19 protein-coding genes are annotated in these 23,598 nt (G+C 54.1%); 12 read left to right on the top strand and 7 right to left on the bottom strand.

Annotation, left to right across the window (positions count from 1 at the left end):
• Window positions 1-86 precede the first annotated feature (86 nt).
• From ACTF5M_RS05150 to ACTF5M_RS05135, 4 genes are all read left to right on the top strand, one after another.
• The gene (locus ACTF5M_RS05150) at window positions 87-2,648 is read left to right on the top strand and encodes a penicillin-binding protein 1A (RefSeq protein ID WP_438960000.1); all 2,562 of its coding nucleotides are present in this window, start codon (window positions 87-89) and stop codon (window positions 2,646-2,648) included.
• Between the two features lie 103 nt (window positions 2,649-2,751).
• A complete protein-coding gene (gene prfB, locus ACTF5M_RS05145; protein WP_438959999.1) occupies window positions 2,752-3,879 on the top strand; it encodes a peptide chain release factor 2 in 1,128 nt (375 codons plus the stop codon).
• A gap of 113 nt (window positions 3,880-3,992) precedes the next feature.
• Window positions 3,993-4,277, top strand: a complete 285-nt coding sequence (locus tag ACTF5M_RS05140) for a hypothetical protein (RefSeq protein WP_438959998.1) — start codon at window positions 3,993-3,995, stop codon at window positions 4,275-4,277.
• A 3-nt stretch (window positions 4,278-4,280) separates the two neighbouring features.
• A complete protein-coding gene (locus ACTF5M_RS05135; RefSeq protein ID WP_438960019.1) occupies window positions 4,281-4,766 on the top strand; it encodes a DUF2189 domain-containing protein in 486 nt (161 codons plus the stop codon).
• Between the two features lie 66 nt (window positions 4,767-4,832).
• Here the strand turns inward: ACTF5M_RS05135 and ACTF5M_RS05130 are convergent, their stop codons facing one another.
• The 4 genes from ACTF5M_RS05130 to bcp all read right to left on the bottom strand — a co-directional run bounded on the left by ACTF5M_RS05130 (window position 4,833) and on the right by bcp (window position 8,173).
• A complete protein-coding gene (locus ACTF5M_RS05130) occupies window positions 4,833-5,327 on the bottom strand; it encodes a bactofilin family protein (protein WP_438959997.1) in 495 nt (164 codons plus the stop codon).
• Entirely contained in the window at window positions 5,317-6,621 is a 1,305-nt protein-coding gene (locus tag ACTF5M_RS05125; protein WP_438959996.1) for a DUF5930 domain-containing protein, read from the bottom strand. Before ACTF5M_RS05125 ends, ACTF5M_RS05130 begins: the two co-directional genes overlap by 11 nt.
• Window positions 6,622-6,827: 206 nt before the next feature.
• Window positions 6,828-7,649 carry a ferritin-like domain-containing protein gene (locus ACTF5M_RS05120; RefSeq protein WP_438959995.1) on the bottom strand — a complete coding sequence of 274 codons (822 nt, stop codon included), beginning with the start codon at window positions 7,647-7,649 and terminating at the stop codon, window positions 6,828-6,830.
• 41 nt (window positions 7,650-7,690) lie between these two features.
• The gene (gene bcp / locus ACTF5M_RS05115) at window positions 7,691-8,173 is read right to left on the bottom strand and encodes a thioredoxin-dependent thiol peroxidase (protein ID WP_438959994.1); all 483 of its coding nucleotides are present in this window, start codon (window positions 8,171-8,173) and stop codon (window positions 7,691-7,693) included.
• A 147-nt stretch (window positions 8,174-8,320) separates the two neighbouring features.
• Here bcp and ACTF5M_RS05110 point away from each other — a divergent pair, with 147 nt between their 5' ends.
• From ACTF5M_RS05110 to coaD, 8 genes are all read left to right on the top strand, one after another.
• Complete coding sequence (locus ACTF5M_RS05110) at window positions 8,321-11,689, top strand: hypothetical protein (protein WP_438959993.1); 3,369 nt, start codon at window positions 8,321-8,323, stop codon at window positions 11,687-11,689.
• 14 nt (window positions 11,690-11,703) lie between these two features.
• A complete protein-coding gene (gene queA / locus ACTF5M_RS05105) occupies window positions 11,704-12,765 on the top strand; it encodes a tRNA preQ1(34) S-adenosylmethionine ribosyltransferase-isomerase QueA (RefSeq protein WP_438959992.1) in 1,062 nt (353 codons plus the stop codon).
• Window positions 12,766-12,891: 126 nt separating this feature from the next.
• Complete coding sequence (locus tag ACTF5M_RS05100) at window positions 12,892-14,172, top strand: MFS transporter (RefSeq protein ID WP_438959991.1); 1,281 nt, start codon at window positions 12,892-12,894, stop codon at window positions 14,170-14,172.
• Window positions 14,173-14,278: 106 nt separating this feature from the next.
• On the top strand, window positions 14,279-14,851 hold the full coding sequence (locus tag ACTF5M_RS05095; RefSeq protein WP_438959990.1) for a DUF924 family protein: 573 nt from the start codon (window positions 14,279-14,281) through the stop codon (window positions 14,849-14,851).
• A 111-nt stretch (window positions 14,852-14,962) separates the two neighbouring features.
• Entirely contained in the window at window positions 14,963-16,357 is a 1,395-nt protein-coding gene (gene lpdA / locus ACTF5M_RS05090; protein WP_438959989.1) for a dihydrolipoyl dehydrogenase, read from the top strand.
• 71 nt (window positions 16,358-16,428) lie between these two features.
• Window positions 16,429-17,592, top strand: a complete 1,164-nt coding sequence (locus ACTF5M_RS05085; protein ID WP_438959988.1) for an MFS transporter — start codon at window positions 16,429-16,431, stop codon at window positions 17,590-17,592.
• 80 nt (window positions 17,593-17,672) lie between these two features.
• A complete protein-coding gene (gene uvrA, locus ACTF5M_RS05080) occupies window positions 17,673-20,531 on the top strand; it encodes an excinuclease ABC subunit UvrA (protein ID WP_438959987.1) in 2,859 nt (952 codons plus the stop codon).
• Between the two features lie 98 nt (window positions 20,532-20,629).
• On the top strand, window positions 20,630-21,121 hold the full coding sequence (gene coaD, locus ACTF5M_RS05075) for a pantetheine-phosphate adenylyltransferase (RefSeq protein ID WP_438959986.1): 492 nt from the start codon (window positions 20,630-20,632) through the stop codon (window positions 21,119-21,121).
• Window positions 21,122-21,195: 74 nt separating this feature from the next.
• Here coaD and gap (ACTF5M_RS05070) read toward each other — a convergent pair whose 3' ends face one another.
• From gap (ACTF5M_RS05070) to gap (ACTF5M_RS05060), 3 genes are all read right to left on the bottom strand, one after another.
• The gene (gap, locus tag ACTF5M_RS05070) at window positions 21,196-22,200 is read right to left on the bottom strand and encodes a type I glyceraldehyde-3-phosphate dehydrogenase (protein WP_438959985.1); all 1,005 of its coding nucleotides are present in this window, start codon (window positions 22,198-22,200) and stop codon (window positions 21,196-21,198) included.
• A 103-nt stretch (window positions 22,201-22,303) separates the two neighbouring features.
• Window positions 22,304-22,447: a hypothetical protein gene (locus ACTF5M_RS05065; protein ID WP_438959984.1), complete on the bottom strand. Its 144-nt coding sequence runs from the start codon at window positions 22,445-22,447 to the stop codon at window positions 22,304-22,306.
• A gap of 82 nt (window positions 22,448-22,529) precedes the next feature.
• Window positions 22,530-23,534 (bottom strand): type I glyceraldehyde-3-phosphate dehydrogenase, encoded by a 1,005-nt coding sequence (gene gap, locus ACTF5M_RS05060; RefSeq protein ID WP_438959983.1) that lies wholly within the window; start codon window positions 23,532-23,534, stop codon window positions 22,530-22,532.
• Window positions 23,535-23,598: the final 64 nt, after the last annotated feature.

The raw sequence follows: 23,598 nt of genomic DNA, 5'->3' as shown, positions 1-23,598 counted from the left end.
CGCACAACCGTGATGCGGGTTGTTTTGACGCGCCTGCGCCCCCACTATATAACCTATTCAAAGTTCAGGGCATTCGGGTGGATTAAATGCTGCGGTCGATTTTTTCTTTCTTCGGTGCGATTTTTAGCAGCGTAACTTTGGCGCTTTTCTTTGGGGCGCTGACCATTGGGGCCGTCTTTTGGATGTACGGCCGTGATCTGCCCAGCCACGAAAGTCTGGCGCAATACACGCCGCCGACGATTAGCCGGATTTATTCCGGTGAGGGCCGCGTAATTGATGAATTTGCGCGCGAGCGGCGGTTGTTCTCGCCCGCAGATGAGATCCCTGAGCTGGTAAAGGGTGCGTTTATTTCTGCTGAAGATAAGAACTTCTACACCCATGCAGGCTATGATGCGCGCGGGATGGCCGCGGCTGCGGTTGATGCGGTGAAATCGCGCGGCTCTGATGTGCGCGGGGCTTCGACGATCACGCAGCAGGTGATGAAAAACTTTCTGCTGTCGGGTGACAGGTCGGCTGAGCGCAAGATCAAAGAGTTGATCCTTGCCACGCGCATCGAAGACACACTCAGCAAAGATAAAATTCTTGAGCTTTACCTGAACGAGATTTTCCTTGGGCAAAACTCCTATGGCGTTGCCGCTGCGGCGCAGACCTATTTCAACAAGGGTCTTTCTGAACTGACCGTCAGTGAGGCGGCCTATCTTGCGGTACTGCCAAAAGCGCCGTCGCGCTATCATCCGGTGCGGCAGGTGGAGCGCGCTGTGACGCGTCGCAATTTCGTCCTGCGCGAGATGATGGAGAACGGCTATATCACCCGCGATCAATATGAGTTGGCCAAAGAAGAGCCCCTTCGCACGGTGCAAACTGGCGATTACGAAGGCTTTAAGGCGCAGCTTCCGGACCGCGATTATTTTACAGACGAAATTCGCCGCCAATTGAGCCGCGATTTTGGTGAGGACGAGTTTTTCAGTGGTGGCATGTCAGTCCGCGCCACAGTCGACCCCGAGATGCAGGTCGAGGCCGCTGATGCACTGCAACGCGGTTTGGAAGCCTATGATCGCAACATCGGCATCTGGCGACCTACGGGTAAAACACTGCCCGAAGAAGTACTGGGGGATGAGGCGGCGTGGCGCGAGGCGCTAAGCAACGTTGATATTTCGCGCGATATTTTGCTTGAAAACAAATGGTATCCGGCGGTCGTCCTTAGTGTGTCTGGTGACAGTGCACGCCTTGGGATCGAAGGGGTGACAGACCCCGAGGCTGGCGGTGTGATTGCGGCCAATGACGTGACCTGGGCGCGCCGCCAAAATGCCGATGGCAGCACCAGCCGCCAAGCCCGCGTGCCTGCAGACCTGCTGAAAGTGGGTGAAGTTGTGCACGTCCGCCGAATTACCGCAGATGCAGATGGCAGTTTTATCCGCTGGACCCTGCGCCAAGTCCCCGAAGTACAGGGCGGCTTTATGGCCATGGACGTCAACACGGGCCGCGTTTTGGCCATGCAGGGCGGCTTTTCATACCAGCATTCCGTGTTCAATCGTGCCACCCAAGCCAAACGCCAGCCAGGTTCGTCATTTAAGCCGTTTGTCTATGCAGCAGCCTTGGATAGTGGCTACACGCCCGCAACAATCGTGGTGGATGCGCCAATTGAAATTGATACGCCCCAAGGCCTGTGGCGTCCGCAGAATGCCTCGAAAGAGTTCTATGGCCCAACGCCCGTGCGCACAGGGATTGAGCAGTCGCGTAACTTGATGACGATCCGTCTGGCTCAAGAAACCGGCATGGATGTTGTGGGTGATTATGCGGAACGTTTTGGCATCTACGGCCCCGATGAGATGCGCCGCTTTTTGGCAAACTCTCTGGGCAGTCAGGAAACCACTCTGTTCAACGTGGTCGCGTCCTATGCAATGTTTGCTAACGGCGGTGAACGTGTTGAGCCTACATTGGTTGACCGCGTGCAGGACCGTTTCGGGCGCACAGTTTATAAGCATGACCAGCGCGTCTGTGAAGATTGCCAATTTGCAAGCCTTGAGGCGGGCTTTGCGCCGCGGATCACTTCAAACCGCGAGCGGGTGCTAGATCCTATCACGGCCTATCAGCTGACATCGATGCTGAGCGGTGTGGTTGAGCGGGGTACAGCGCGCTCAACGGTAAATTTGTCGGTGCCTGTTGCAGGTAAGACGGGCACGACAAATGACGCCAAAGACGTCTGGTTCGTGGGGTTCACGTCGAACATCGTTGCGGGGTGCTACATCGGGCATGACACACCGCGCGGCCTTGGCCGTGGGGCATCCGGCGGCGGTATGTGCGGGCCGGTTTTCAATCAGTTCATGACAAAAGCGGTTGAGAAATACGGCGGCGGTGCTTTTGACGTGCCAAGCAGCTGTCAGTTTCTCAATATCGACCGGATTACAGGTGCGCGCTTGCCCCAAGATGCGTCTGGTGAGGGTATCGTCTCGGAATGTTTCCGCGAGGGCGAAGAGCCGCTCTTTGGGGTGACGTTTGATGGTGGTTTTGCAATGGGCAGTGATCTTCCGCTTTTTGATGATGTGGCAGAGGCCACCAGCCGTGAGGTGACCACATCCAGCGGCAAAAAGGCCCGTGTTGCGCCCAAAGCGAGTTTTGGATCACTCTCATCTGGTGGTCTGTATTAGACAAATGACTGCTACCTGTAGGCGGCGCCTCTGCGGGTCTGGCTTGTGGGGCGCGCGCCCCTAGGCTAGAGCAGGTGTAGATAAGTTGAAGGCCTGTAATTCTATGCGCGCAGAAATCCAGAACATCGTTACCGAGATCGAAAAGTCCCTTGAGTTGGTCCGCCAGCGTATGGATATCGAGACTGCGCCGTACCGCCTTGAAGAGTTTAATGCCCGCGCAGAAGATCCTGACCTTTGGAATGATCCGGACAACGCGCAAAAATTGATGCGCGAGCGACAGGTTCTGGTTGATGCCATGGCCGTTGAGAAAAACCTGACCCAAGCCTTGGCGGACAATATTGAGTTGATCGAATTGGGTGAAATGGAAGACGACGCGGATGTGGTGGCAGAAGCCGAGCAAGCCCTGCGTGACCTGAAAGAAACGGCCGCTGCGAAAGAGCTTGAGGCATTGCTGAATGGCGAGGCCGACGGCAATGATACCTTCCTTGAAATTAACGCCGGTGCCGGCGGAACAGAGTCGTGTGATTGGGCAAGCATGCTTGCGCGGATGTATGTCCGCTGGGCCGAAAAGAAGGGCTATAAAGTTGAGCTGCAATCGGAATCGGCTGGTGACGAAGCGGGCATCAAGTCTGCGGCGTACAAGATCAGTGGTCCAAACGCCTATGGCTGGTTGAAGTCCGAAAGCGGCGTGCACCGTTTGGTGCGTATCAGCCCGTTCGATAGCGCCGCCAAGCGACACACGTCCTTCACGTCAGTCTGGGTTTATCCAGTCGTCGATGACAACATCGACATTGAGGTGAACCCCGCTGATATCCGGATTGATACGTATCGTTCATCTGGGGCGGGCGGACAGCACGTGAACACGACTGACTCGGCCGTCCGGATTACACACAACCCAACAGGCATTGTTGTGACCAGTTCTGAGAAATCTCAGCATCAGAACCGCGATATTGCGATGAAAGCGTTGAAATCGCGCTTGTATCAAATGGAGTTGGACCGCCGTAACGCGGCCATCAACGAAGCGCACGAAAACAAAGGTGATGCTGGTTGGGGCAACCAAATCCGCTCGTATGTGCTGCAACCTTACCAGATGGTGAAAGACCTGCGCACCAGCTTTGAGACGTCCGATACCAAAGGTGTTCTCGACGGTGATCTTGATGGCTTGATGGGCGCGACGCTGGCGATGAATGTTTCCGGTAAATCGCGCGCAGAAGCTAATGCGGAAGACTAACGTAGCCCTGCAGTTAGCTTGCCAATAAGCGCTGATCTGTAGCAAAGATTGACCGCTTGATCCGCTGCGCGCTACGCTCGTAGAGTGACTACCTCAAAGATAGACCGCATGGCGTGACAAAATTTCGTGCCCCTAAGCGCAGTGATTTTACGCGTGCGCTTCGGGCAGGGGCGGTTGATTTGGTGCGCTACCCAGCGTTTGCACTGGTGCTTGCGGGTGCCTTTGTAATCATCGGCCTTGCAATTGCCACGCTGAAATATGCCTCTGGGCACAGCTATTGGTTTGTGCTTGCGGTTATGGGATTGCTGATGGTTGGCTCACTTGCGGCACTTGGGTTTTATTTGATCAGTTGGCAACATCATCGTGGGCGGCCCATCACAATGTGGGATATTTTGTGAGCCATCTGGGCGCTTAAAAATGGACAAGTGCCGTGGCTTGCGGTGATTGTTGTGGTGATACTGCTGTTTTGGTTTTTCCTTGGACATATGCTTTTTGCGCTGTTTTTAGGTCGACAGCCGATGGTCAATATTTCGTCCAGTGCAGAGGTGTTTCTAAGCGCCAACGGCCTTACCATGCTGGCAATTGGCACAGGCGTCGGCGCTGGCTTTTTGACGCTGATATTCTCAATGACGCTTTTCGGATTGCCGATGCTTATTGATCGTGATGTTGATTTTATGACTGCGGGTCTTGCATCAATTGCTCAGGTGATGGCCTATCCCGTGCCCTATATGATCTGGGGGGCGGTGATTGGTCTTGCCTCAATTGCGGCAATTATTCCCGCATTTCTGGGGATGTTTATTGTGCTGCCGCTCTTTGGGCACGCCACATGGCATCTGTATAAAATTCAACAAATTCCGGATCACTCCCGCCCACAAAAGTCCGGCTGATGTCGGTGCAAGATAATAAAAAAGGCGCCCCGAAGGACGCCTTTTAAAATTGTATGCCTTCGCCTGTTATGCAGGCTTGGTTGGCGCAGGCTTTGGTGCAGGCGCTGATTTAGCACCGGCTGCCAGTGGGTCGTCCTGACGTTGAACGGACCCCTCGAAATGCGCGCCACTCTCAATTGCGATTGTCTTGTGGATGATGTCACCCTCAACGCGTGCAGTTGATGTCAGGCGCACTTTCAGACCGCGTACGCGCCCAACGATGTGACCGTGAATGACAACGTCGTCAGCAATAACTTCGCCTCGGATCGTTGCGCTTTCGCCGATGGTCAGCAAATGGGCGCGGATGTCGCCTTCTACTTCGCCTTCAACTTGAATATCGCCCGCGGTGCGCAGGTTGCCTTTGACGTGCAGATCGCTAGAGATCAGCGATGCTGGCGCTTTGGGTTTAGGCGCAGATCGCTTGAATTCGGGTGTCGACGCTTTGGCTGCCGCAGGAGCGGGGGCCGCAGTTGTGTCATCGCTTTTGGGTGCAGGATCGTTGATTTTGCTTTTAGAAAACATTTTGACCAGCCTTGATATAGATCATTGGGTTGATGGGACGCCCGCCAACGCGGATCTCGTAGTGTAAGTGCGGTCCAGTGGACCGGCCAGTGTTGCCAATATCACCGATCCGGTCCCCGCGCGAGACCCTTTGGCCTACTTTTACGCGAATTCTGGATTGGTGGGCATATCTTGTTTCGATGCCGAAGTCGTGTTTGATCTTCACCAAACGTCCATATCCTGACGACCAGCCAGCAAAAGTTACTACACCGTCCGCTGGTGCATAGATCGGTGTGCCGATCGGTGCCGCAAAATCTGTGCCGTTGTGCATACGGCCCCAGCGGGGACCAAACCCAGAGGTGAAACGATAATTGTTCGTCACCGGCATTGTGAACGGTGCTTTTTGGGCAGCGATTCGATAGAGGTTCAGCTCATCGAGTTTACTGATGATGCTGTTGGCACGTTCGGCACTTGGATCAATCTCCCCGCGGGTCGAGAAGGACAAAGGGGCGAGGGGGCCGCCTTGTCCAGAATACCCACGGCGCACTTGCTTGAGAAGATTATCCGTCGACAAACCTGCCTTGCGGAACATCTTGTCCAGCGGCTCGACTGAAACTGTCATCGCTTCCTCTAGGGCGCGGAAAATTTCGTTGTTGCGGTCTCCAAGGATTTTGAGCTCTGCGGCCATTTCATCGGCGGCAATCAGCGCGGCCTGAGCGTCTGCCACAACTGTGTCCCGCTCGCCTGCGGTTTCCGACAGGGCACCGGCCAGGTAATCGACGGTGGTTTCAAGGTCACGCGCGGCGCTCAGCGGATTCTGTCCGGTTTCAGTTTCACCCTCGAGGGACGCGTTCAACTCTTGCAGCTTTTCACGGGCGTCTTCGCGCTCTCCGCTCACGCGGCGCAGAGTTTCTTGGAAAGCTTCCATCCCAATTTCAAGCTCGCGGCGCCTTTCTTGGGTTTCCAACAATTGCGTCTGCATCACAGAAATCTGGCTCAGGGCAGTGTTGAACCGTTCTTGAGAGGCCAATGCTTCGGCCGCGCGGGCGTCACGTTCATCCGCCAGCGCGTTCAGTCGTTCAAGATAGAACGCTTGATCACGTTTCGCCTGCTCGCGGAAATTGCCAGCGCCGATGCTATCCATGATCAAAATTGAGGTAGCGATGATCGACCAAGCGATAACGGCCGTACTGCCAACGATGCCAACTAATTGGGTCACGGGTTTGAGCAGAATATAGCGGGTCTCATTGTCTGAACGCAAAAACAACCGCCGCTCGGGGAAGACGTTTTCAAGGCGGTGGTTCAAACGGTTCATCCAAGGTAGTGCCAAAAAACTGTTCCGTTTCGGTTTGTTACGTCACGATGGCTCTGCGACCTGACTGCAAAGTACATCCTTCACAATGGTTTAAGGCGGTGGTTAATGGACCGCAAACAATTTTGGCCCCGGGCAAAGGTGCGTGGGCATGCAATGGTTCAAAACTGGCGGGTTCTTGCCGAATATTTAAGTGGGCACGCAGATACTTAGCGCACAGCAGCACTTTCGCTGAGTGGCCAGTAAAAATCTGGTGGAATACCCGCTTCTGCGCGCTTCTCTTCGTTGAACGGCGGCTTTAGCGCGCTGTGGAAATATTTTCGGACAAGGCGGTGGAATGTTGGTGTCGGATCAAGATTTTGGCGGCCACATAGAAAGTGAAACCACTTTGAGCCGTAGCTGACATGATGCACTTCTTCGGCGTAGATCACTTCCATCGCTCCAACGGCGGCGGTGTCTTTTGCCTGTTTGAATAGCTTAATCATACCAGGTGTGACGTCGAGACCGCGCGCCTCAAGCACCATAGGAACCACGGCGAGACGGCCCAGAATATCATCGGCTGTATCTTCGGCGGCGGACCACATGCCAGCGTGCGCATCAAGACTACCGTAATGCGCGCCGTAATTGGCCAAACAATCGCTCATGAGGCTGAAATGTTTACTCTCCTCATCGGCAGATTTCACCCAATCATCGTAAAAACTGATTGGGAAATCGACCCGTCCGCCAAAGCGCGCAATGATGTCCCAGTGCAGATCAACGGCGTTAAGCTCGATGTGGGCAACGGCGTGCAACATGGCCACGCGGCCCTCGGGTGTGCCAGGTTTGCGGCGGGGCACATCACGCGGATCAAGCAGCGCGGGTTTTTGTGGGCGCGCGGGGCGCAACGGCGGCACTGCCGTGCCAATTTCAAAGGGTGCGCCCGCTTCGCGTGAGGCAAACCACTCCGCCGCGTATTTACGGGAGAGGGCCGTTTTTTCCGCGCCATCTGCTGTTTGCAAAACATCTGTCGCCATTTGCGTGAGAGAGATCATGGGCGCTCCGTTTAGGTGGTTTTTGCCGTTTAGCGTGAGGGTTATGCGACGTCTAGGGCGCGCACGGCCTCAAGCACCGCTTCGACGTGCCCCGGCACTTTCACTTTCCGCCAGATTTGCGCGATTTTTCCATCGGGCCCAATCAAGAATGTTGCACGTTCAATTCCCATGTAGGTCTTGCCGTACATGTTTTTCTCGACCCAAACGCCATATGTCTCACACAAATCGCTTTCTTCGTCAGACACCAACACAACGCCAAGGCTGTGCTTCTCGCGAAACTTGTCATGCTTTTTCACGCTATCCTTTGATGCGCCGATCACCGCCGTGTTCGCGGCCGCAAACTCAGCGGCCATTTCGGTGAATCCAATCGCTTCTTTTGTACACCCCGGAGTGTCATCGCGCGGATAAAAATAAAGCACGACAGATTGGCCCGCATAATCAGTTAAAGAGACTTGCCCACCGCCATCGCGGGGCAGAGTGAACGGAGGTGCGATGTCGCCGATGTTGAGTTCTTTTTGTGTCATGATTTCGGTCCTATGTTTGTTTGTACTCGCGGGTGCGGATGCCGCGGATGACGCTTAGCCGCGTGCAATGCGATTCTGGTCTTTTGTTTTAGGCCATCAGCGGCGAATATAAAGGCCACGTCACAGCGCAGCGGCCGTCTTTTCGATATGAACACTTCTTCCGATCCTGATTTGACCGACACTGCCGCCGTTGGTGCGTCCAAGCGACGTGTCCCGTTCTTGGGGATTATGCGCGTAATTGCAGCGATATCGTTCTTGTTCGTCGTGGGTTTAGGGATCGCGGTTGGGGCCAATCTGGACCGTGCGATTACCGCGCCTGATTGGGTTCGCAAGGACGTCGAGGCCCGATTGTCCCAGATATTGCCGCGCGCGAACGTCGCTGTACGTGGTCTGCAAGTGACACTTGATCGGCAGTTACATACGCACATAACGCTTCAAGATATGGAGTTGACATCAGACGACGGCGCGCGCCTTGCTGTGTTGGCGGATGTTCGTATTGATCTTTTGCGGCGGGCATTAGCACGAGGGGAGTTGGCGGCGAAACGTCTTGAGGTAAGCGGTTTGCGCGCACGGGTCAGCCGTAACCTCGACGGTCGCTTTAACCTTAATTTTGGTTCGCAAAGTATCTCGGATGCCTCTTTCGGTGGCCTTATGCTTGATCTTGCGACTGTGTTTGAACAGCCCGGGCTAACAACGATTGATGCGATCGAGGCGACTTCGCTGAGTGTTCGATATGAGGACGGGGTCAGCGGCCAAGTGCTGACCGTGGATGGGGCACGCGTCTTGCTTGAGCAAGATCGGACTGGTGTTCGAATGCGTGCGGATGCAGCGGTCCTGACAGGGGGGGCTGACGTCACCACGTTTACTGCCACATATGACGTGCCAAGGCGGGCTACGGAGGCGGAAACAGAGACACCTTTGCCACTTGGCACTGTCGGGTTGAGCTTGACTGACGCGCGGGCCAGCCTTGTTGCGGGGCAGGTGCCAAGCCTTGCGTGGCTTGGTGTTCTGGACGCACCAATTTCAGGTGCGCTTCGCTTTGCAATTACGTCAGGGGGCGAGGCAGCGGATGTGTTTGGCACACTTGATTTGGGTGCGGGGGCGCTGGCGCCTGTGGCGGGTAGCGAACCTTTGCCCTTCAACTCAGCGCGGGCGTATTTTCAGTATGATGCCCCTGCTGAAAAGCTCACGTTTGATGAGGTGCGCGTTTCTAGTGATTTGGTCACAGCCGTCGCTTCTGGAACGGCATATTTGCAGGATCAAACTAATGGTGTGCCTGAAACGCTTCTGGGACAATTTGCAATCTCTACATTGTTGATTGATCCGCCTGACGCGTTTGATGTGCCCATTGAAATTCGAGACGCGGGGATTGATTTCCGCATGGAGATTGATCCGTTTGCAATTGATATCGGGCAACTCTACGGCAGGCCACAACCATTGGGCAATAATGCCGCTGTGGCACCAATGGTGCGAAGTGATGGTCGGGTTGCATCAAACATGGACGGTTGGTCTGTGGCGCTTAACCTTGAAGGGGACCGAACGGATGTTGCTACGGCCCTAAGCCTTTGGCCATTGACGGCCCTTCGACCTACCCGCGATTGGTTGGTGAACAATCTCGATGGGGGCACGCTTAAAAATGGCCGTGCGGCTGTTCGAATTTTGCCGAACCACAAGCCAATTGTGCAAGGGGGCTTTGATTTTTCAGATGCTACTGTGCACTATCTGCGTCCGATGGCGCCGATCAAGAATGGCGTCGGTGTCGCGAGTTTCGAAGGTGCTGCGTTCGCATTAGCGCTTAGTAGCGGTGCTGTTTTAGCGCCCCAAGGTGGGGCCATTAATGCTGGTGGATCTACCCTGTGGGTAGGTCCGAAAGAAGGCAGAGCTTTGCTTTCGCTAGATCTGAAATCAGACAGCACAATTACCGCAGGGCTGGCCTTATTAAACCAAAAGCCGCTGGAGATATTGAAGGATGGGGCTTTGCCTGTCACATTTGCTGACGGACGTGCAGACGTAGATGTCAGGCTCGACGTCCCGCTTATAAAAGACCGTAGGAGCGACTCAACCATCTTTGATGCTGAGGGTGTCCTGACGAATGTTACTAGTGATGCTATTGTTGCGGGGCGTAGTCTTTCTACAGATCAGTTAAACATTAAAGTCTCCCCGCAAAGTATTGAAATAAAGGGGAAAGCTAGTGTTGACGGTGTAAACCTGAGCGGAGTTTGGCAGCAACCCATTGGGAAGCCACAAGAGGGTGTAGTCGCTTCCCAACCTAGTTTGCGTGCTGTCATTGATCTTACGGGCGACGCGTTGGCGGAGTTCGGGATCGTATTGCCGGATGGGCTTTTTGTTGGGGCCACTCAAGCAGATATTGAAGTGGCGTTAGACGAAAACGGGGGCAGTTTTACGCTGCGCTCCGATTTGCAAGGCGCGAAACTCTCTATCCCTGAATTGGGCTGGCAAAAAGACGTAGAGTCAACAGGCAGCTTGGTCATGAGCGGTAGGCTTGGAACGCCAGACAATCCCGCAATTGTGGAGAGGTTTGAACTGTCTGGTAGCGGACTTCGTGTAGCAGGGCAGATTACTCTTGATCAAAGCGGAGCGCTTGCTATGGCATCGTTTTCAAGTGTTGAGGTAGGTGATTGGTTCGCGGGTGCAGTTGAGCTGGTTGGGCAAGGAGTTGGTCAGCCTCCAAAGGTTAATGTGACCGGAGGACGGCTGGATTTGCGCCGTGCCCGTCAGGCTGTTGATGGCGGTGGTGTGAACGGGGCGAGTGGTGGCGCGTTGAACATTGCCCTTGACCGAGTGATCGTGAGTAACAGCCTTTCGTTTACAGATCTACGGGGCGAAATAACTCCCCGTGGGGGACTTAATGGACGCTTCAGGGCACGCGTGAATGGCGGCGCTGTGGTTACGGGAACTTTGGTGACGGTCGCCAATGGAACAGCTATTCGGCTGCGCAGTGATGATGCGGGCAGCGTCGGTGCCGCGGCGAAGTTAATAGGGACCGCTAAAGGCGGTGCGCTTGATCTGATACTGAAGCCAACGCCGACGTTTGGGGTGTATGACGGCACGCTCTTGGTGACGGACACACGCATTTTGGAAACGCCCACGCTCGCAGGACTTTTGAACGCGATTTCGGTCGTCGGATTGCTGGATCAAATGGCGCAGGGCGGCATCTATTTTAGCAATGTCGAGGCATCATTTCAGCTCTCATCCTCGGGGCTCACGCTTTATTCTAGTGCAGCAACAGGTCCGTCGATTGGGCTGTCCATGGACGGTGTTTACCGCTTCTCCGATCGTGCGATTGATATGCAGGGCGTGGCATCGCCGCTCTATGTTTTGAATGGGATTGGCCAGGTCTTCACTAGACGTGGCGAGGGGCTGTTGGGCTTCAACTTCGATTTGTCTGGCAAGGCACCGAACCCCTCTGTGCAAGTCCAACCATTGTCGATATTCACGCCTGGAATGTTTCGTGAGATATTTCGCCGACCACCGCCGCAACGTGAAAACGACTAAAGGATTGAGACAAATTGAAACTTTCTGATTTCGACTTTGACTTGCCGGACAATTTGATTGCAACACGTCCTGCGGTGCCTCGAACAAGCGCGCGGTTGTTGGTGGCCAGCGGCCCAAACACAGGCACCATTACGGATGCGCGGGTCTCAGATTTGACCAAATACCTGCGCAAAGGTGACCGCTTGGTTTTGAACAACACCAAAGTCATTCCAGCGCGTTTGACGGGGACACGGACGCGGGATGCTGAGCAGGGGCCAGTGAGTGCTAAGATTGAGGTGACATTGTTGACACCACAGCCCGATGGTGGATGGTCGGCGCTAATTAAGCCTTTGCGCAAAGTTGCGGTAGGCGAAGTTGTCGTATTTACTAATGATCTCACCGCGACACTTACCGCTAAGGCCGACGGTCAGGGGATTTTGGAGTTTAATCTTACTGGCGATGACTTTGACGCGGCGCTGAACGCTGCCGGTGCCATGCCTTTACCGCCTTATATTGAGGCAAAGCGGAAGGCAGATGCACAGGACAAGACGGATTATCAAACGGTGTTTGCGCGCCATACCGGCGCCGTTGCGGCCCCGACGGCCTCGCTTCACTTTGATAAACCTTTGTTGGAAGCGCTGGCCGCACAGGGCGTTACATTTACCGAAGTAACGCTTCACGTGGGGGCGGGCACGTTCTTGCCCGTCAAAGTTGACGACATTTCAGATCATAAAATGCACGCGGAGTGGGGCGAAATTACCAAAAGTGCTGCAGCCGAGATCAATCAGACAAAGGCAAAGGGCGGCCGCGTCATTCCCGTTGGAACCACAGCGCTTCGGCTAATCGAAAGTGCAGCAAAAAACGGCACTTTGGCGGAATGGCGGGGCGAGACGGACATTTTTATCACGCCCGGTTTTGAGTTTCAGATCACCGATGGCTTGATGACAAACTTCCATCTGCCAAAGTCTACGCTGATGATGCTTGTATCAGCTCTGATGGGGCAAGAGCGGATCGTAGAAATTTACGACCACGCAGTGCGCACGGGATATCGATTTTTCAGTTACGGTGACAGCTCGCTTTTATTGCCGAACGGTTAGAACGGCGCTGCTTGCATGCAACGAAGCTTCTAAAACGACACTAAATGTCTATTTTGATTGTTGATTGTTGACGCGACTCAGATAGGGCGAACCTCAAAGGCAGCACTGTGTAAAGAGAGGGGCGTCATGCTACAAGTTTTTAAAGGGTCGTGGGCACTTTTGCTCGGAATGATGCTGCTGATGGTGGGCAACGGCCTTCAGGGAACGCTTCTTGGTGTGCGCGGCGGCCTTGAGGGTTTTGGCACGTTCGAAATGTCCATCGTGATGTCGTGCTATTTCGTTGGTTTTCTGGGCGGCTCCAAAATGGCGCCCGAGATGATCCGCCGTGTGGGGCACGTTCGGGTCTTTGCTGCACTTGCAAGTTTTATCTCGGCGGTTTTGATCCTTTATCCGGCTTTTCCGCATCCCGTTGCGTGGGCGCTTGGCCGCATTGTGATCGGGTTTTGCTTTTCTGGTGTGTATGTGACTGCGGAAAGCTGGCTGAATAATTCCGCAGATAACGCGCACCGCGGCAAAGCACTGTCGCTTTATATGATCGTGCAGATGTTCGGCATTGTGGCCGCACAAGGTATTTTGCTGACTGGCGATCCATCGGGTTTTGTTTTGTTCATCATTCCGTCTGTGTTGGTTTCCATTAGCTTTGCGCCAATTTTGCTGTCAGTTAGCCCGACGCCTGCATTTGAAACGACCAAACCTATGACTTTACGTGAGCTGACGCGCATTTCGCCATTGGGCTGTGTCGGCATGTTCTTGATGGGGGGCGTGTTCTCCGCACAGTTTGGGATGGCCGCGGTTTACGGCACCGAGCGGGGGCTGACGGTTGCTGAAATTTCAATTTTTGTGACGGCGATTTATCTAGGGGCCCTGTTGTTGCAGTACCCAATTGGCTGGCTTTCTGACCGGATGGATCGGCGGGTTTTGATCCTTGCTGTCTCTGTTTTCGGTGGTCTGGGCGGTTTTGCGGGCTTTCTTTATGATGATGTGTTTGTCCTTCTTCTGGGGGCCGGCTTCATTATTGGGGGCATGTCTAACCCACTTTATGCGTTGTTGATTGCTTACACGAACGACTTTCTGGAGCATGAAGACATGGCGGCTGCTAGTGGTGGTTTGATCTTCATTAACGGTATTGGCGCCATCGCGGGGCCGCTGATCACGGGTTGGATGATGGGGCTGGTTGGACCTGAAGGGTTCTTCTTGTTTGTGGCAGTTCTGTTGCTCGGGCTCGCGGCCTACGCAGGTTTCCGAATGACCCAACGCGCATCAACGTTCGATGTGGACGAAGCGACGCCTTACTCGCCCATTTTGGCCACGGCCAGTCCCGTGGCCGTTGAGGTCGCCCAAGAAATCTACATCGAAGCAGAGCTGGAAGAGGCGGAAAGTGCCGCAACGGAAACTCCTGCGGCCTAAATGCATCACTGTAGTGGAGATTAGTAGAAAGATTGCGCACAAGGGGGTTGTGCGGTTCTTTTATTACAGTAACGGTTTGGTAACAGGCATGCATAGGAGTAGCGTCATGACCTCACCAGAGACCGTTCTTTCTTTTTGGCTTGATGAAATTGGCGAAAAGGGCTGGTACGCGGGGGGAGAGGCACTTGATGCCAAAGTTCGCCTGAAATTCAAACCCGCGTGGGATGAAATGATGGCTGGTGGGATGTCTATGTGGCTGACCTATCCCAGTGGGGCACTTGCTTATATTATTCTTGCGGATCAATTTTCCAGAAATATGTTTCGCGATACTGCCCCGGCATTTGCCAGTGACCGTATGGCCTTAGCCGCTGCAAAGGCCGCTTTGAACAAAGGCTGGGATATGAAAATCGACGAGCCAGCGCGCCAGTTTTTCTACCTGCCTTTGATGCATTCGGAAAACCTGTGCGATCAGGAGCGGTCTGTGCGATTGATCATGACGCGGATGCCAGAGACTGGTGCAGATAATTTACTGCACGCGCGGGCGCACCGCGACGTTATCCGCCGCTTTGGTCGCTTCCCCTTCCGCAACGCAGCCCTTGATAGAGCTTACTCAGTTCACGAAGAAGCGTTTGAGGCGGAGGGCGGATATGGTGCGGCTGTCCGCGCAATCGCTGGATAATCACGGAAATTCAGTGGCTTAAGTCCTCATTCACAATCCGCGTGAGAGTGTTGCGATTTCTGGCGAATAAATATAGTTTAGCGTTAAACTATATTTGCCGGAGACATTATTATGGCAGCGACGTCCTTTGATTTAATCGTAATTGGTGCTGGCCCGGGCGGGTATGTGGCTGCTATCCGCGGCGCGCAGCTTGGGTTGTCCGTCGCAGTTGTTGAGCGCGAGCACCTGGGCGGCATTTGCCTGAACTGGGGGTGTATCCCGACAAAAGCGATGCTTCGCTCGTCCGAGGTTTTCCATTTGATGCACCGCGCCAAAGAGTTTGGGCTGTCTGCGGGCAACATCGATTATGATCTTGATGCGGTCGTAAAGCGCAGCCGCGGTGTTGCGGAGCAGTTGGCTGGTGGCGTTGGTCACCTGCTGAAGAAAAATAAAGTAACTGTCATCATGGGCGAGGCGTCAGTTCCTGCGAAAGGCAAAGTGACAGTCAAGACTGACAAAGGTGTGCAAGACCTAACGGCCAAGAACATCATCCTTGCGACTGGTGCACGGGCGCGTGAATTGCCGGGTCTCGAGGGGGATGGTGATCTCGTTTGGACATATAAAACGGCACTGACACCACCGCGCATGCCAAAGAAATTGTTGGTCATCGGATCTGGCGCGATAGGTATCGAATTTGCGAGTTTTTATAACACGCTTGGCGCGGACACGACTGTAGTAGAAGTGATGGACCGCGTATTGCCCGTTGAGGATGCCGAAATCAGCGCTTTTGCGAAGAACCAATTTGAGAAACAGGGGATGAAAATCCGTGAAAAGACCATCGTCAAACAACTTGACCGCGGCAAAGGAAAAGTTGTTGCCCATATAGAGAATAGTGGGAAAGTTACAACTGAAGAGTTCGATACGGTCATTTCTGCAGTCGGAATTGTTGGAAATGTGGGAGGCCTTGGCCTTGAGAAGTTGGGCGTAAAGATCGACCGCACCCATGTCGTTACGGATGAATTCTGCCGCACGGGTGTTGAGGGCGTCTTTGCGATTGGTGATATCGCAGGTGCCCCATGGCTTGCGCACAAGGCCAGCCATGAAGGCGTTATGGTCGCGGAAATGATTGCGGGCAAAAAAGTTCACTCAATTAAGCCTGAAACAATTGCCGGATGTACCTATTGTCACCCGCAAGTCGCATCAGTTGGTTATTCTGAGGCCAAAGCAAAAGAGCTTGGTTATGATATCAAAGTGGGACGTTTTCCGTTTATGGGCAACGGCAAAGCCATCGCACTCGGAGAACCAGAAGGCATGGTCAAAACCGTGTTTGATGCAAAAACGGGCGAGTTGTTGGGCGCACATATGATCGGTGCAGAAGTCACTGAACTGATCCAAGGCTATGTAGTGGGCCGCAAGTTGGAGACCACTGAAGAAGACCTGATGGAAACAGTTTTCCCGCATCCAACGCTGTCCGAAATGATGCATGAAAGCGTGCTGGACGCCTATGGTCGTGCGATCCATTTTTAAAGTCTGACCCTTTCGTTTGAGACGTCTGATGGGCGGTTGCAGTTTGCAGCCGCCCCTGTCATTTCAACGTCATGAAAATGAACATTGCGCAGGCAAGCGCGCCCTCCGAGCAAAGTGATTGGACGTTGGTAGCACTTGTGTTTGTCACAGGGCTTTTTGCCGCGGCTCAGTTTGGCAAAATTTCTCTGACCCTTGCCCCATTGGCTGAACTCTACGGCACTGACATTGCTGGCGTTTCGTTTTTTGTCTCGCTCGTTGGTTTTTTGGGCATCTTTTTGGGCGTGATAAGCGGGGCCGTTGTTGCGAGGGCCGGCCCGACGCGCGTGTTCATCTGGTCGGCAGGTATTGCCGCGATTATATCTATCCTTCAGGCGTTGTTGCCGCCGTTTGCGGGCATGATCGTGTTGCGACTGCTCGAAGGGCTCACCCATTTGGGCATAGTGGTTGCAGGTCCAACGCTGATGGCGGCGGTGACCAATGGCCGTGATCGCCCAATCGCGATGAGCTTATGGGCCATGTTTTTTGGAGCATCTTTTGCGGCTGTAGCACTCGTGGTGCCGCCACTGATGCAAGCCGGTGGTGTGGGATTGGTCTTTGCAGCCCACGGTCTGGGTTTTGCGGTGATTTGTGGGGTATTGATTTGGAGTTTGCCGGTTGTTCCCGCAACACCGGGAAAAATTGCGTTTTGGGGCACTCATGTTGCCATTTACAGCAGCCCGCCCGTCATGGCCCCTGCGCTGGCTTTCGGGGCGTACACGTTCATATATTTGGCCATCATCACGTTTTTCCCTGTCATGCTTGAACGTCCTGAGTTGTTTCAAATTATTCCGCTGATTAGCCTTGTTGCCACGTTCACCACAGGCTGGGTCGCCCGCCGTGTTGCCCCGTATACTTTGGCGGCCGTAGGGTATGTTTGGATCGTTTTTGCGGGGCTGGCGGTGTGGTCGGGCGTAGATTGGATGATTTATCTGCTGGCGTTCGGTTTGGGCATTGTGCCTGCTGCGTGTTTTGCTGCGATCCCGTCGTTGAACCCCTCTGCAAGTGACCGATCAATGGCCGCGGGGGCGTTGTCACAGATGGGAAATATCGGCACCACACTGGGCACGCCGGTGTTTGCGTTTACAATGCTGAGCGCAGGAATGTCGGGCCTATGGGTCGTCATCATGGGGGCCTGCGCGATTGGTTTGGGTCTAATCTATTGGATGACTGCAAAGATTGTTGCCCCGCAGAACTGACGTTCACTTTTCGTTCACATTTTTCCCTTGGCCGTTTTGACCACGCCGCCTATGTATTAATTCAGACTTAAGGGGGCGATATGCCAGAGCTGAAAAATATCGAAGTACGCGGCGCGCGTGAGCACAATCTCAAGAACATTGATGTTGATATTCCGCGCGACCAATTGGTGGTAATCACGGGTCTGTCTGGCTCTGGTAAATCTAGCTTGGCGTTTGATACGATCTACGCGGAAGGGCAACGGCGCTATGTGGAAAGCCTAAGTGCTTATGCCCGCCAATTCCTTGATATGATGGAAAAACCTGATGTTGATCACATCTCAGGTCTGAGCCCCGCCATTTCGATTGAGCAGAAAACAACGTCTAAAAATCCGCGCTCTACTGTTGGTACGGTGACCGAGATTTACGACTACATGCGGCTGTTGTTCGCCCGTGTCGGGACGCCGTATTCACCTGCGACAGGACTGCCCATTGAAGCCCAGCAAGTTCAAGACATGGTCGACCGCGTCATGGCGATGGAAGAGGGCACCCGTGGTTATCTTCTGGCGCCGATTATTCGCGACCGAAAAGGCGAGTACCGCAAAGAATTTCTGGAGCTGCGCAAGCAAGGTTTTCAGCGCGTCAAAGTAGACGGCACGTTTTATGAACTCGATGAGCCTCCGACATTGGATAAAAAGTTCCGCCATGACATTGACGTGGTCGTTGACCGTATTGTTGTCCGCGGAGGGCTTGAAACGCGGCTCGCGGATAGTTTTCGGACCGCTCTTGATCTTGCTGATGGCATCACCATTCTTGAAACCGCCGTTGTCGAAGGGCAGGAGCCCGAACGGTTTACGTTTTCTGAAAAATTCGCGTGTCCTGTTTCGGGTTTTATGATCCCTGAGATTGAGCCGCGTCTGTTTTCATTCAATGCGCCGTTTGGTGCGTGTCCTGCCTGTGATGGTTTGGGGCACGAGCTCTTTTTTGACGAACGCTTAGTGGTCCCTGATGCGACGCTCAAAATTTATGATGGTGCGCTGGCGCCGTGGCGCAAAGGTAAATCACCGTATTTTCTCCAAACAATTGAGGCCATTGCCAAGCATTACGAGTTTGACAAGAACACCCGCTGGAAAGACCTATCTGCCAAAGTGCAGCAGGTTTTCTTGCGCGGGTCTGGCGAGGAAGAGATTAGCTTTCGTTATGATGAAGGCGGCCGCGTCTATCAGGTCAGCCGCACGTTTGAAGGTGTGATCCCTAACATGGAGCGCCGCTACCGCGAGACAGATAGCTCTTGGGTCCGCGAAGAATTCGAGCGTTACCAGAACAATCGCCCGTGTGGCGCGTGTGGCGGATACCGTCTGCGTGAAGAGGCGCTAGCAGTCAAAATTGCAGGGCTGCAGGTGGGGCAAGTCGTTCAGATGTCCATCCGTGAGGCCTTCGAATGGTGCCAGAGTGTGCCTTCTGAGTTGAGCAAACAGAAGAACGAGATTGCAAAAGCGATCCTGAAAGAGATCAGCGAGCGTCTTGGGTTCCTTAACAACGTTGGCCTTGAGTATCTGACGCTGTCGCGCAATGCAGGTACGCTTTCTGGCGGGGAAAGTCAGCGGATCCGTTTGGCCAGTCAGATTGGATCGGGCCTGACGGGGGTTCTTTACGTGCTTGATGAGCCTTCTATCGGGCTTCACCAACGGGACAACGACCGGCTTTTGACGACCCTGAAAAACCTGCGCGATCAGGGCAATACGGTTATTGTTGTTGAGCACGACGAAGAAGCGATCCGTGAAGCGGATTATGTCTTTGACATTGGGCCCGGGGCCGGTGTCCACGGTGGACAAGTTGTTGCCAAAGGCACGCCAGCGCAGATTGCGAAGAACAAAAAATCTGTGACAGGTCAGTACCTTACGGGTGTGCGCGAAATTCCGTACAGCACGGATCGGCGCAAGGGGAATAAAAAGAAAATTACCGTTCGCAAGGCGACGGGCAACAACCTCAAAGATGTGACGGTCGATTTCCCGCTTGGGAAGTTTGTCTGCGTTACGGGTGTGTCGGGGGGCGGTAAATCTACGCTGACGATTGAGACGTTGTTCAAGACGGCCTCCATGCAGCTAAATGGTGCGCGGCAAACGCCGGCACCGTGTGAAACCATTCGTGGCCTCGAACACCTAGATAAGGTGATCGATATTGATCAACGGGCGATCGGGCGCACCCCGCGCAGTAACCCGGCCACTTACACAGGTGCTTTCACGCCAATCCGCGATTGGTTTGCTGGACTGCCCGAGGCCAAGGCGCGTGGCTATAAACCAGGGCGCTTTAGCTTCAACGTGAAGGGAGGACGCTGTGAGGCGTGCCAAGGTGACGGTGTCATCAAAATCGAAATGCATTTTTTACCTGACGTTTACGTGGAATGTGAGACGTGCCGTGGGGCCCGCTATAACCGCGAAACTCTTGAGATTAAGTTTAAGGGCCAGTCGATTGCAGATGTTTTGAACATGACAGTCGAAGATGCGCAGACGTTCTTTAAGGCGGTGCCGTCAATTCGTGAGAAGATGGACGCGCTTATGCGGGTTGGTCTTGGCTATATCAAAGTTGGGCAGCAAGCGACGACCCTGTCAGGGGGTGAAGCGCAGCGCGTGAAGCTGTCTAAAGAGCTGGCGAAACGCTCCACGGGCCGGACACTCTATATTCTTGATGAGCCTACAACAGGTCTGCATTTTGAAGACGTACGCAAGCTGCTCGAAGTGCTGCACGAGTTGGTGGAGGCGGGGAATACTGTCGTTGTGATCGAACACAATCTGGACGTTGTAAAGACTGCGGATTGGATCATTGATATTGGCCCCGAGGGTGGGGACGGTGGCGGCACGGTCGTTGCCACCGGCACGCCCGAGGATGTGGCGGAAGTCGAAGCGTCGCACACAGGTCGCTACTTAAAGCCTATGTTGCAGCCCCGTTCCGCACCCAGCTGACCCCGCCAATACCCAAACGAGGCTGCTCAATAAACCGCTTGCGGATGTGGGGCGGCTTGGTGCAGATGTGGTTCACAATTGACGACAAGGCGGCCCCTATGCGCATCGGACTTTACCCCGGCACTTTTGATCCCATCACATTGGGCCATATGGACATTATCCGGCGCGCGGCGGCGCTTGTGGATCGGTTGGTTATTGGGGTTGCTATCAACCGTGATAAAGGACCGATGTTCAGCCTTGAGGAACGTGTCGCGATGGTCGAGGCGGAAACCTCACCCTTGGCGCAAGCAGCGGGTGTTGAGATTATCGCCCATCCTTTTGAGAACCTCCTGATTGATTGTGCCCACGATGTTGGAGCAGGTATCATCATTCGCGGGCTACGCGCTGTTGCGGATTTTGAGTATGAATATCAAATGGTTGGTATGAACCGGCAGCTTGATGATAGTATTGAAACGGTATTTCTGATGGCCGAGGCACAGCACCAAGCGATCGCAAGCAAGCTTGTCAAAGAGATCGCGCGTCTTGGTGGGGACGTGAACAAATTCGTCACACCAACTGTTGCAGAGGCTCTGTCCCAAAAGCTGGCCTAGACCGCGTTTAAACAAAGAAAAGCGCGCATCCAAAGGTGGACACGCGCTTTTTGCATTGATCCGATGCAGTGGTCTTAGAGGAACTTGCCCATCGCAACTGCTGTGTCGCTCATGCGGTTCGAGAAACCCCATTCGTTGTCATACCATGTCAGGATGCGAACCATGTTGCCGTCCATGACTTTGGTTTGATCGGTCGCGAAAATCGATGAATGTGGGTCGTGATTGAAGTCCATGCTTACCAGCGGATCATCAGTTACGCCCAAAATACCCTTAAGCGGGCCCGAGGCCGCAGCCGCGCGGATCGCATCGTTCACTTCTTCAGCAGTCACATCGCGGGCCGCTTCAAATGTCAGATCCACAACCGATACGTTTGGTGTGGGGACGCGGATTGCAACGCCGTCAAGCTTGCCTGCAAGCTCTGGCAACACAAGGCCAACTGCTTTGGCCGCACCTGTTGATGTAGGGATCATTGACATCGCCGCTGCGCGCGCGCGGTAGAGATCCGAGTGCATCGTATCAAGCGTTGGCTGATCACCGGTGTAGCTGTGCACGGTTGTCATCATGCCTTTGACGATGCCGAAGCTGTCATTCAGCACTTTTGCAACGGGGGACAGGCAGTTCGTGGTGCAGGACGCGTTTGACACGATGATGTCATCTGCAGTCAATTCACCGTCGTTTACGCCGTATACAATTGTTTTGTCCGCATCTTTACCAGGGGCCGAGATCAAAACGCGGCTTGAGCCGTTTTCAAGGTGCGCTTGGCAGGCTTCTTTTGAGGTGAAGATGCCTGTGCATTCCATGACAACATCGACGTGTGCCCATGGCAAATCAGCGGGGTTGCGCATTGCTGTTACGGCGATGGGGCCGCGGCCTACGTCAATGCTGGTGTCGGTTGTTGTTACGGTCGCAGGGAAGCGGCCATGAACGCTGTCAAAACGCAGCAAATGCGCGTTTGTCGCAACAGGGCCGAGGTCATTGATGGCAACAACTTCGATGTCAGTGCGGCCAGACTCGACGATGGCACGCAATACATTGCGACCGATGCGACCAAATCCGTTGATGGCTACTTTGATTGTCATGGAACCCATTCCCTTACTGTTCGGACATTTGTTACCGCTAACAAAACGAGTTGAGACCAAAGGTCAAGGCTGAACCCCGTTTGTGATGAATTGTGAGCAAAGATTAGCGCCAAAAAGCGAGGTATTCGATAAGCTCGATCCCTTTTTGCGCCATAAACACGGTGACGGCAGTATCGTTACGCAAGATGTCCCATGTGATGGCGCCGATGATCACAGCACCAAGAAGTATCGCCAGCCTGTTGGTCATTTGTCGTTTGCCACGTGCCGGCCGCCTAATTATTCAGGCGCTCCGGCATGCTATAAAAAAGCGGAAAAGGCCGAGGCGCTGGTTAGTGAACCAAGCGTCCCATCATGCCTGCCACATCGGCCATACGCACGGAGAACGCCCATTCGTTATCGTACCATGCCAGAACGCGCACAGTGCGGCCACGCACAACTTTGGTTTGGTCAGGCGCAAAAATGCATGAGTGGGGCGTGTGGTTAAAGTCGATCGAGACTTTTTGCTCCGCATCATAGGCCAGAACGGCGCTCATTTGTCCGGCTGCGGCGTCGGCCATAATGTCGTTGATCTCTTGTTCGGTAACGTCGCGGCCCGCCTCAAACGTCAGATCAACAGCTGATACGTTTGGTGTGGGAACGCGCATCGCTGTGCCGTCTAATTTACCGGCAAGCTCGGGCAGCACTTCGCCCAATGCTTTGGCGGCACCTGTGGATGTTGGGATCATTGCCATGGCCGCTGCGCGGGCGCGGTAAAGGTCTTTGTGGCGGCGATCTAGAGTTGGTTGATCGCCTGTGTAGCTGTGAATGGTCGTCATCATGCCGCGCTCAATCCCAACAGTGTCATTCAGCACTTTGGCCAACGGGGCGAGGCAGTTGGTAGTGCATGACCCGTTTGAAATCATCCGCTCGTCCGCTTTTAGATCGCGGTGGTTCACACCGTAGACGATGGTGCGATCTACATGTTTGCCAGGGGCGGACAGCAGCACTTTCTTGGCGCCGCGCTCAAGATGGATCGCGGATTTATGGCCGTCGTTGAATTTGCCTGTGCATTCCATCAAGACGTCAACGCCGCTCCAGTCCAGCTCTTCCGGGTTGTAGGTGCTTTGAACGTCAATCGGACCGCGGCCCAGATCAATAGAATTGGCGTCAGTAGTGATCGTGCCGTTATAGCGTCCGTGAACGCTGTCATAACGAAGCAAGTGGGCGTTTGTCTCAATCGGGCCAGTGGCGTTGATCTTTACGACCTGCACATCGTTACGGCCCATCTCGTGGATGGCCGCTAAGGTGCACCGTCCGATACGTCCAAACCCGTTAATGCCTACTTTAACTGTCATGACCCGATCCTTTGGTTAGTGGCTCGTCTTACCATGGGCTTAGGGGGTCTGGGGGCAGGGGCCA

The organism is Nereida sp. (assembly GCF_965655635.1).
GTDB lineage: Bacteria > Pseudomonadota > Alphaproteobacteria > Rhodobacterales > Rhodobacteraceae > Nereida.
This window is presented reverse-complemented; position numbering and strand designations above follow the sequence as displayed.

Bases quoted from the DNA above. Each gene is read 5' to 3' on its own strand.
- ACTF5M_RS05150 (WP_438960000.1), top strand. From the start codon at position 87: ATGCTGCGGTCGATTTTTTCTTTCTTCGGTGCGATTTTTAGCAGCGTA.
- prfB (WP_438959999.1), top strand. From the start codon at position 2,752: ATGCGCGCAGAAATCCAGAACATCGTTACCGAGATCGAAAAGTCCCTT.
- ACTF5M_RS05130 (WP_438959997.1), bottom strand. From the start codon at position 5,327: ATGTTTTCTAAAAGCAAAATCAACGATCCTGCACCCAAAAGCGATGAC.
- ACTF5M_RS05125 (WP_438959996.1), bottom strand. From the start codon at position 6,621: ATGAACCGTTTGAACCACCGCCTTGAAAACGTCTTCCCCGAGCGGCGG.
- ACTF5M_RS05120 (WP_438959995.1), bottom strand. From the start codon at position 7,649: ATGATCTCTCTCACGCAAATGGCGACAGATGTTTTGCAAACAGCAGAT.
- bcp (WP_438959994.1), bottom strand. From the start codon at position 8,173: ATGACACAAAAAGAACTCAACATCGGCGACATCGCACCTCCGTTCACT.
- ACTF5M_RS05110 (WP_438959993.1), top strand. From the start codon at position 8,321: ATGAACACTTCTTCCGATCCTGATTTGACCGACACTGCCGCCGTTGGT.
- ACTF5M_RS05100 (WP_438959991.1), top strand. From the start codon at position 12,892: ATGCTACAAGTTTTTAAAGGGTCGTGGGCACTTTTGCTCGGAATGATG.
- ACTF5M_RS05095 (WP_438959990.1), top strand. From the start codon at position 14,279: ATGACCTCACCAGAGACCGTTCTTTCTTTTTGGCTTGATGAAATTGGC.
- lpdA (WP_438959989.1), top strand. From the start codon at position 14,963: ATGGCAGCGACGTCCTTTGATTTAATCGTAATTGGTGCTGGCCCGGGC.
- ACTF5M_RS05085 (WP_438959988.1), top strand. From the start codon at position 16,429: ATGAAAATGAACATTGCGCAGGCAAGCGCGCCCTCCGAGCAAAGTGAT.
- uvrA (WP_438959987.1), top strand. From the start codon at position 17,673: ATGCCAGAGCTGAAAAATATCGAAGTACGCGGCGCGCGTGAGCACAAT.
- coaD (WP_438959986.1), top strand. From the start codon at position 20,630: ATGCGCATCGGACTTTACCCCGGCACTTTTGATCCCATCACATTGGGC.
- gap (WP_438959985.1), bottom strand. From the start codon at position 22,200: ATGACAATCAAAGTAGCCATCAACGGATTTGGTCGCATCGGTCGCAAT.
- ACTF5M_RS05065 (WP_438959984.1), bottom strand. From the start codon at position 22,447: ATGACCAACAGGCTGGCGATACTTCTTGGTGCTGTGATCATCGGCGCC.
- gap (WP_438959983.1), bottom strand. From the start codon at position 23,534: ATGACAGTTAAAGTAGGCATTAACGGGTTTGGACGTATCGGACGGTGC.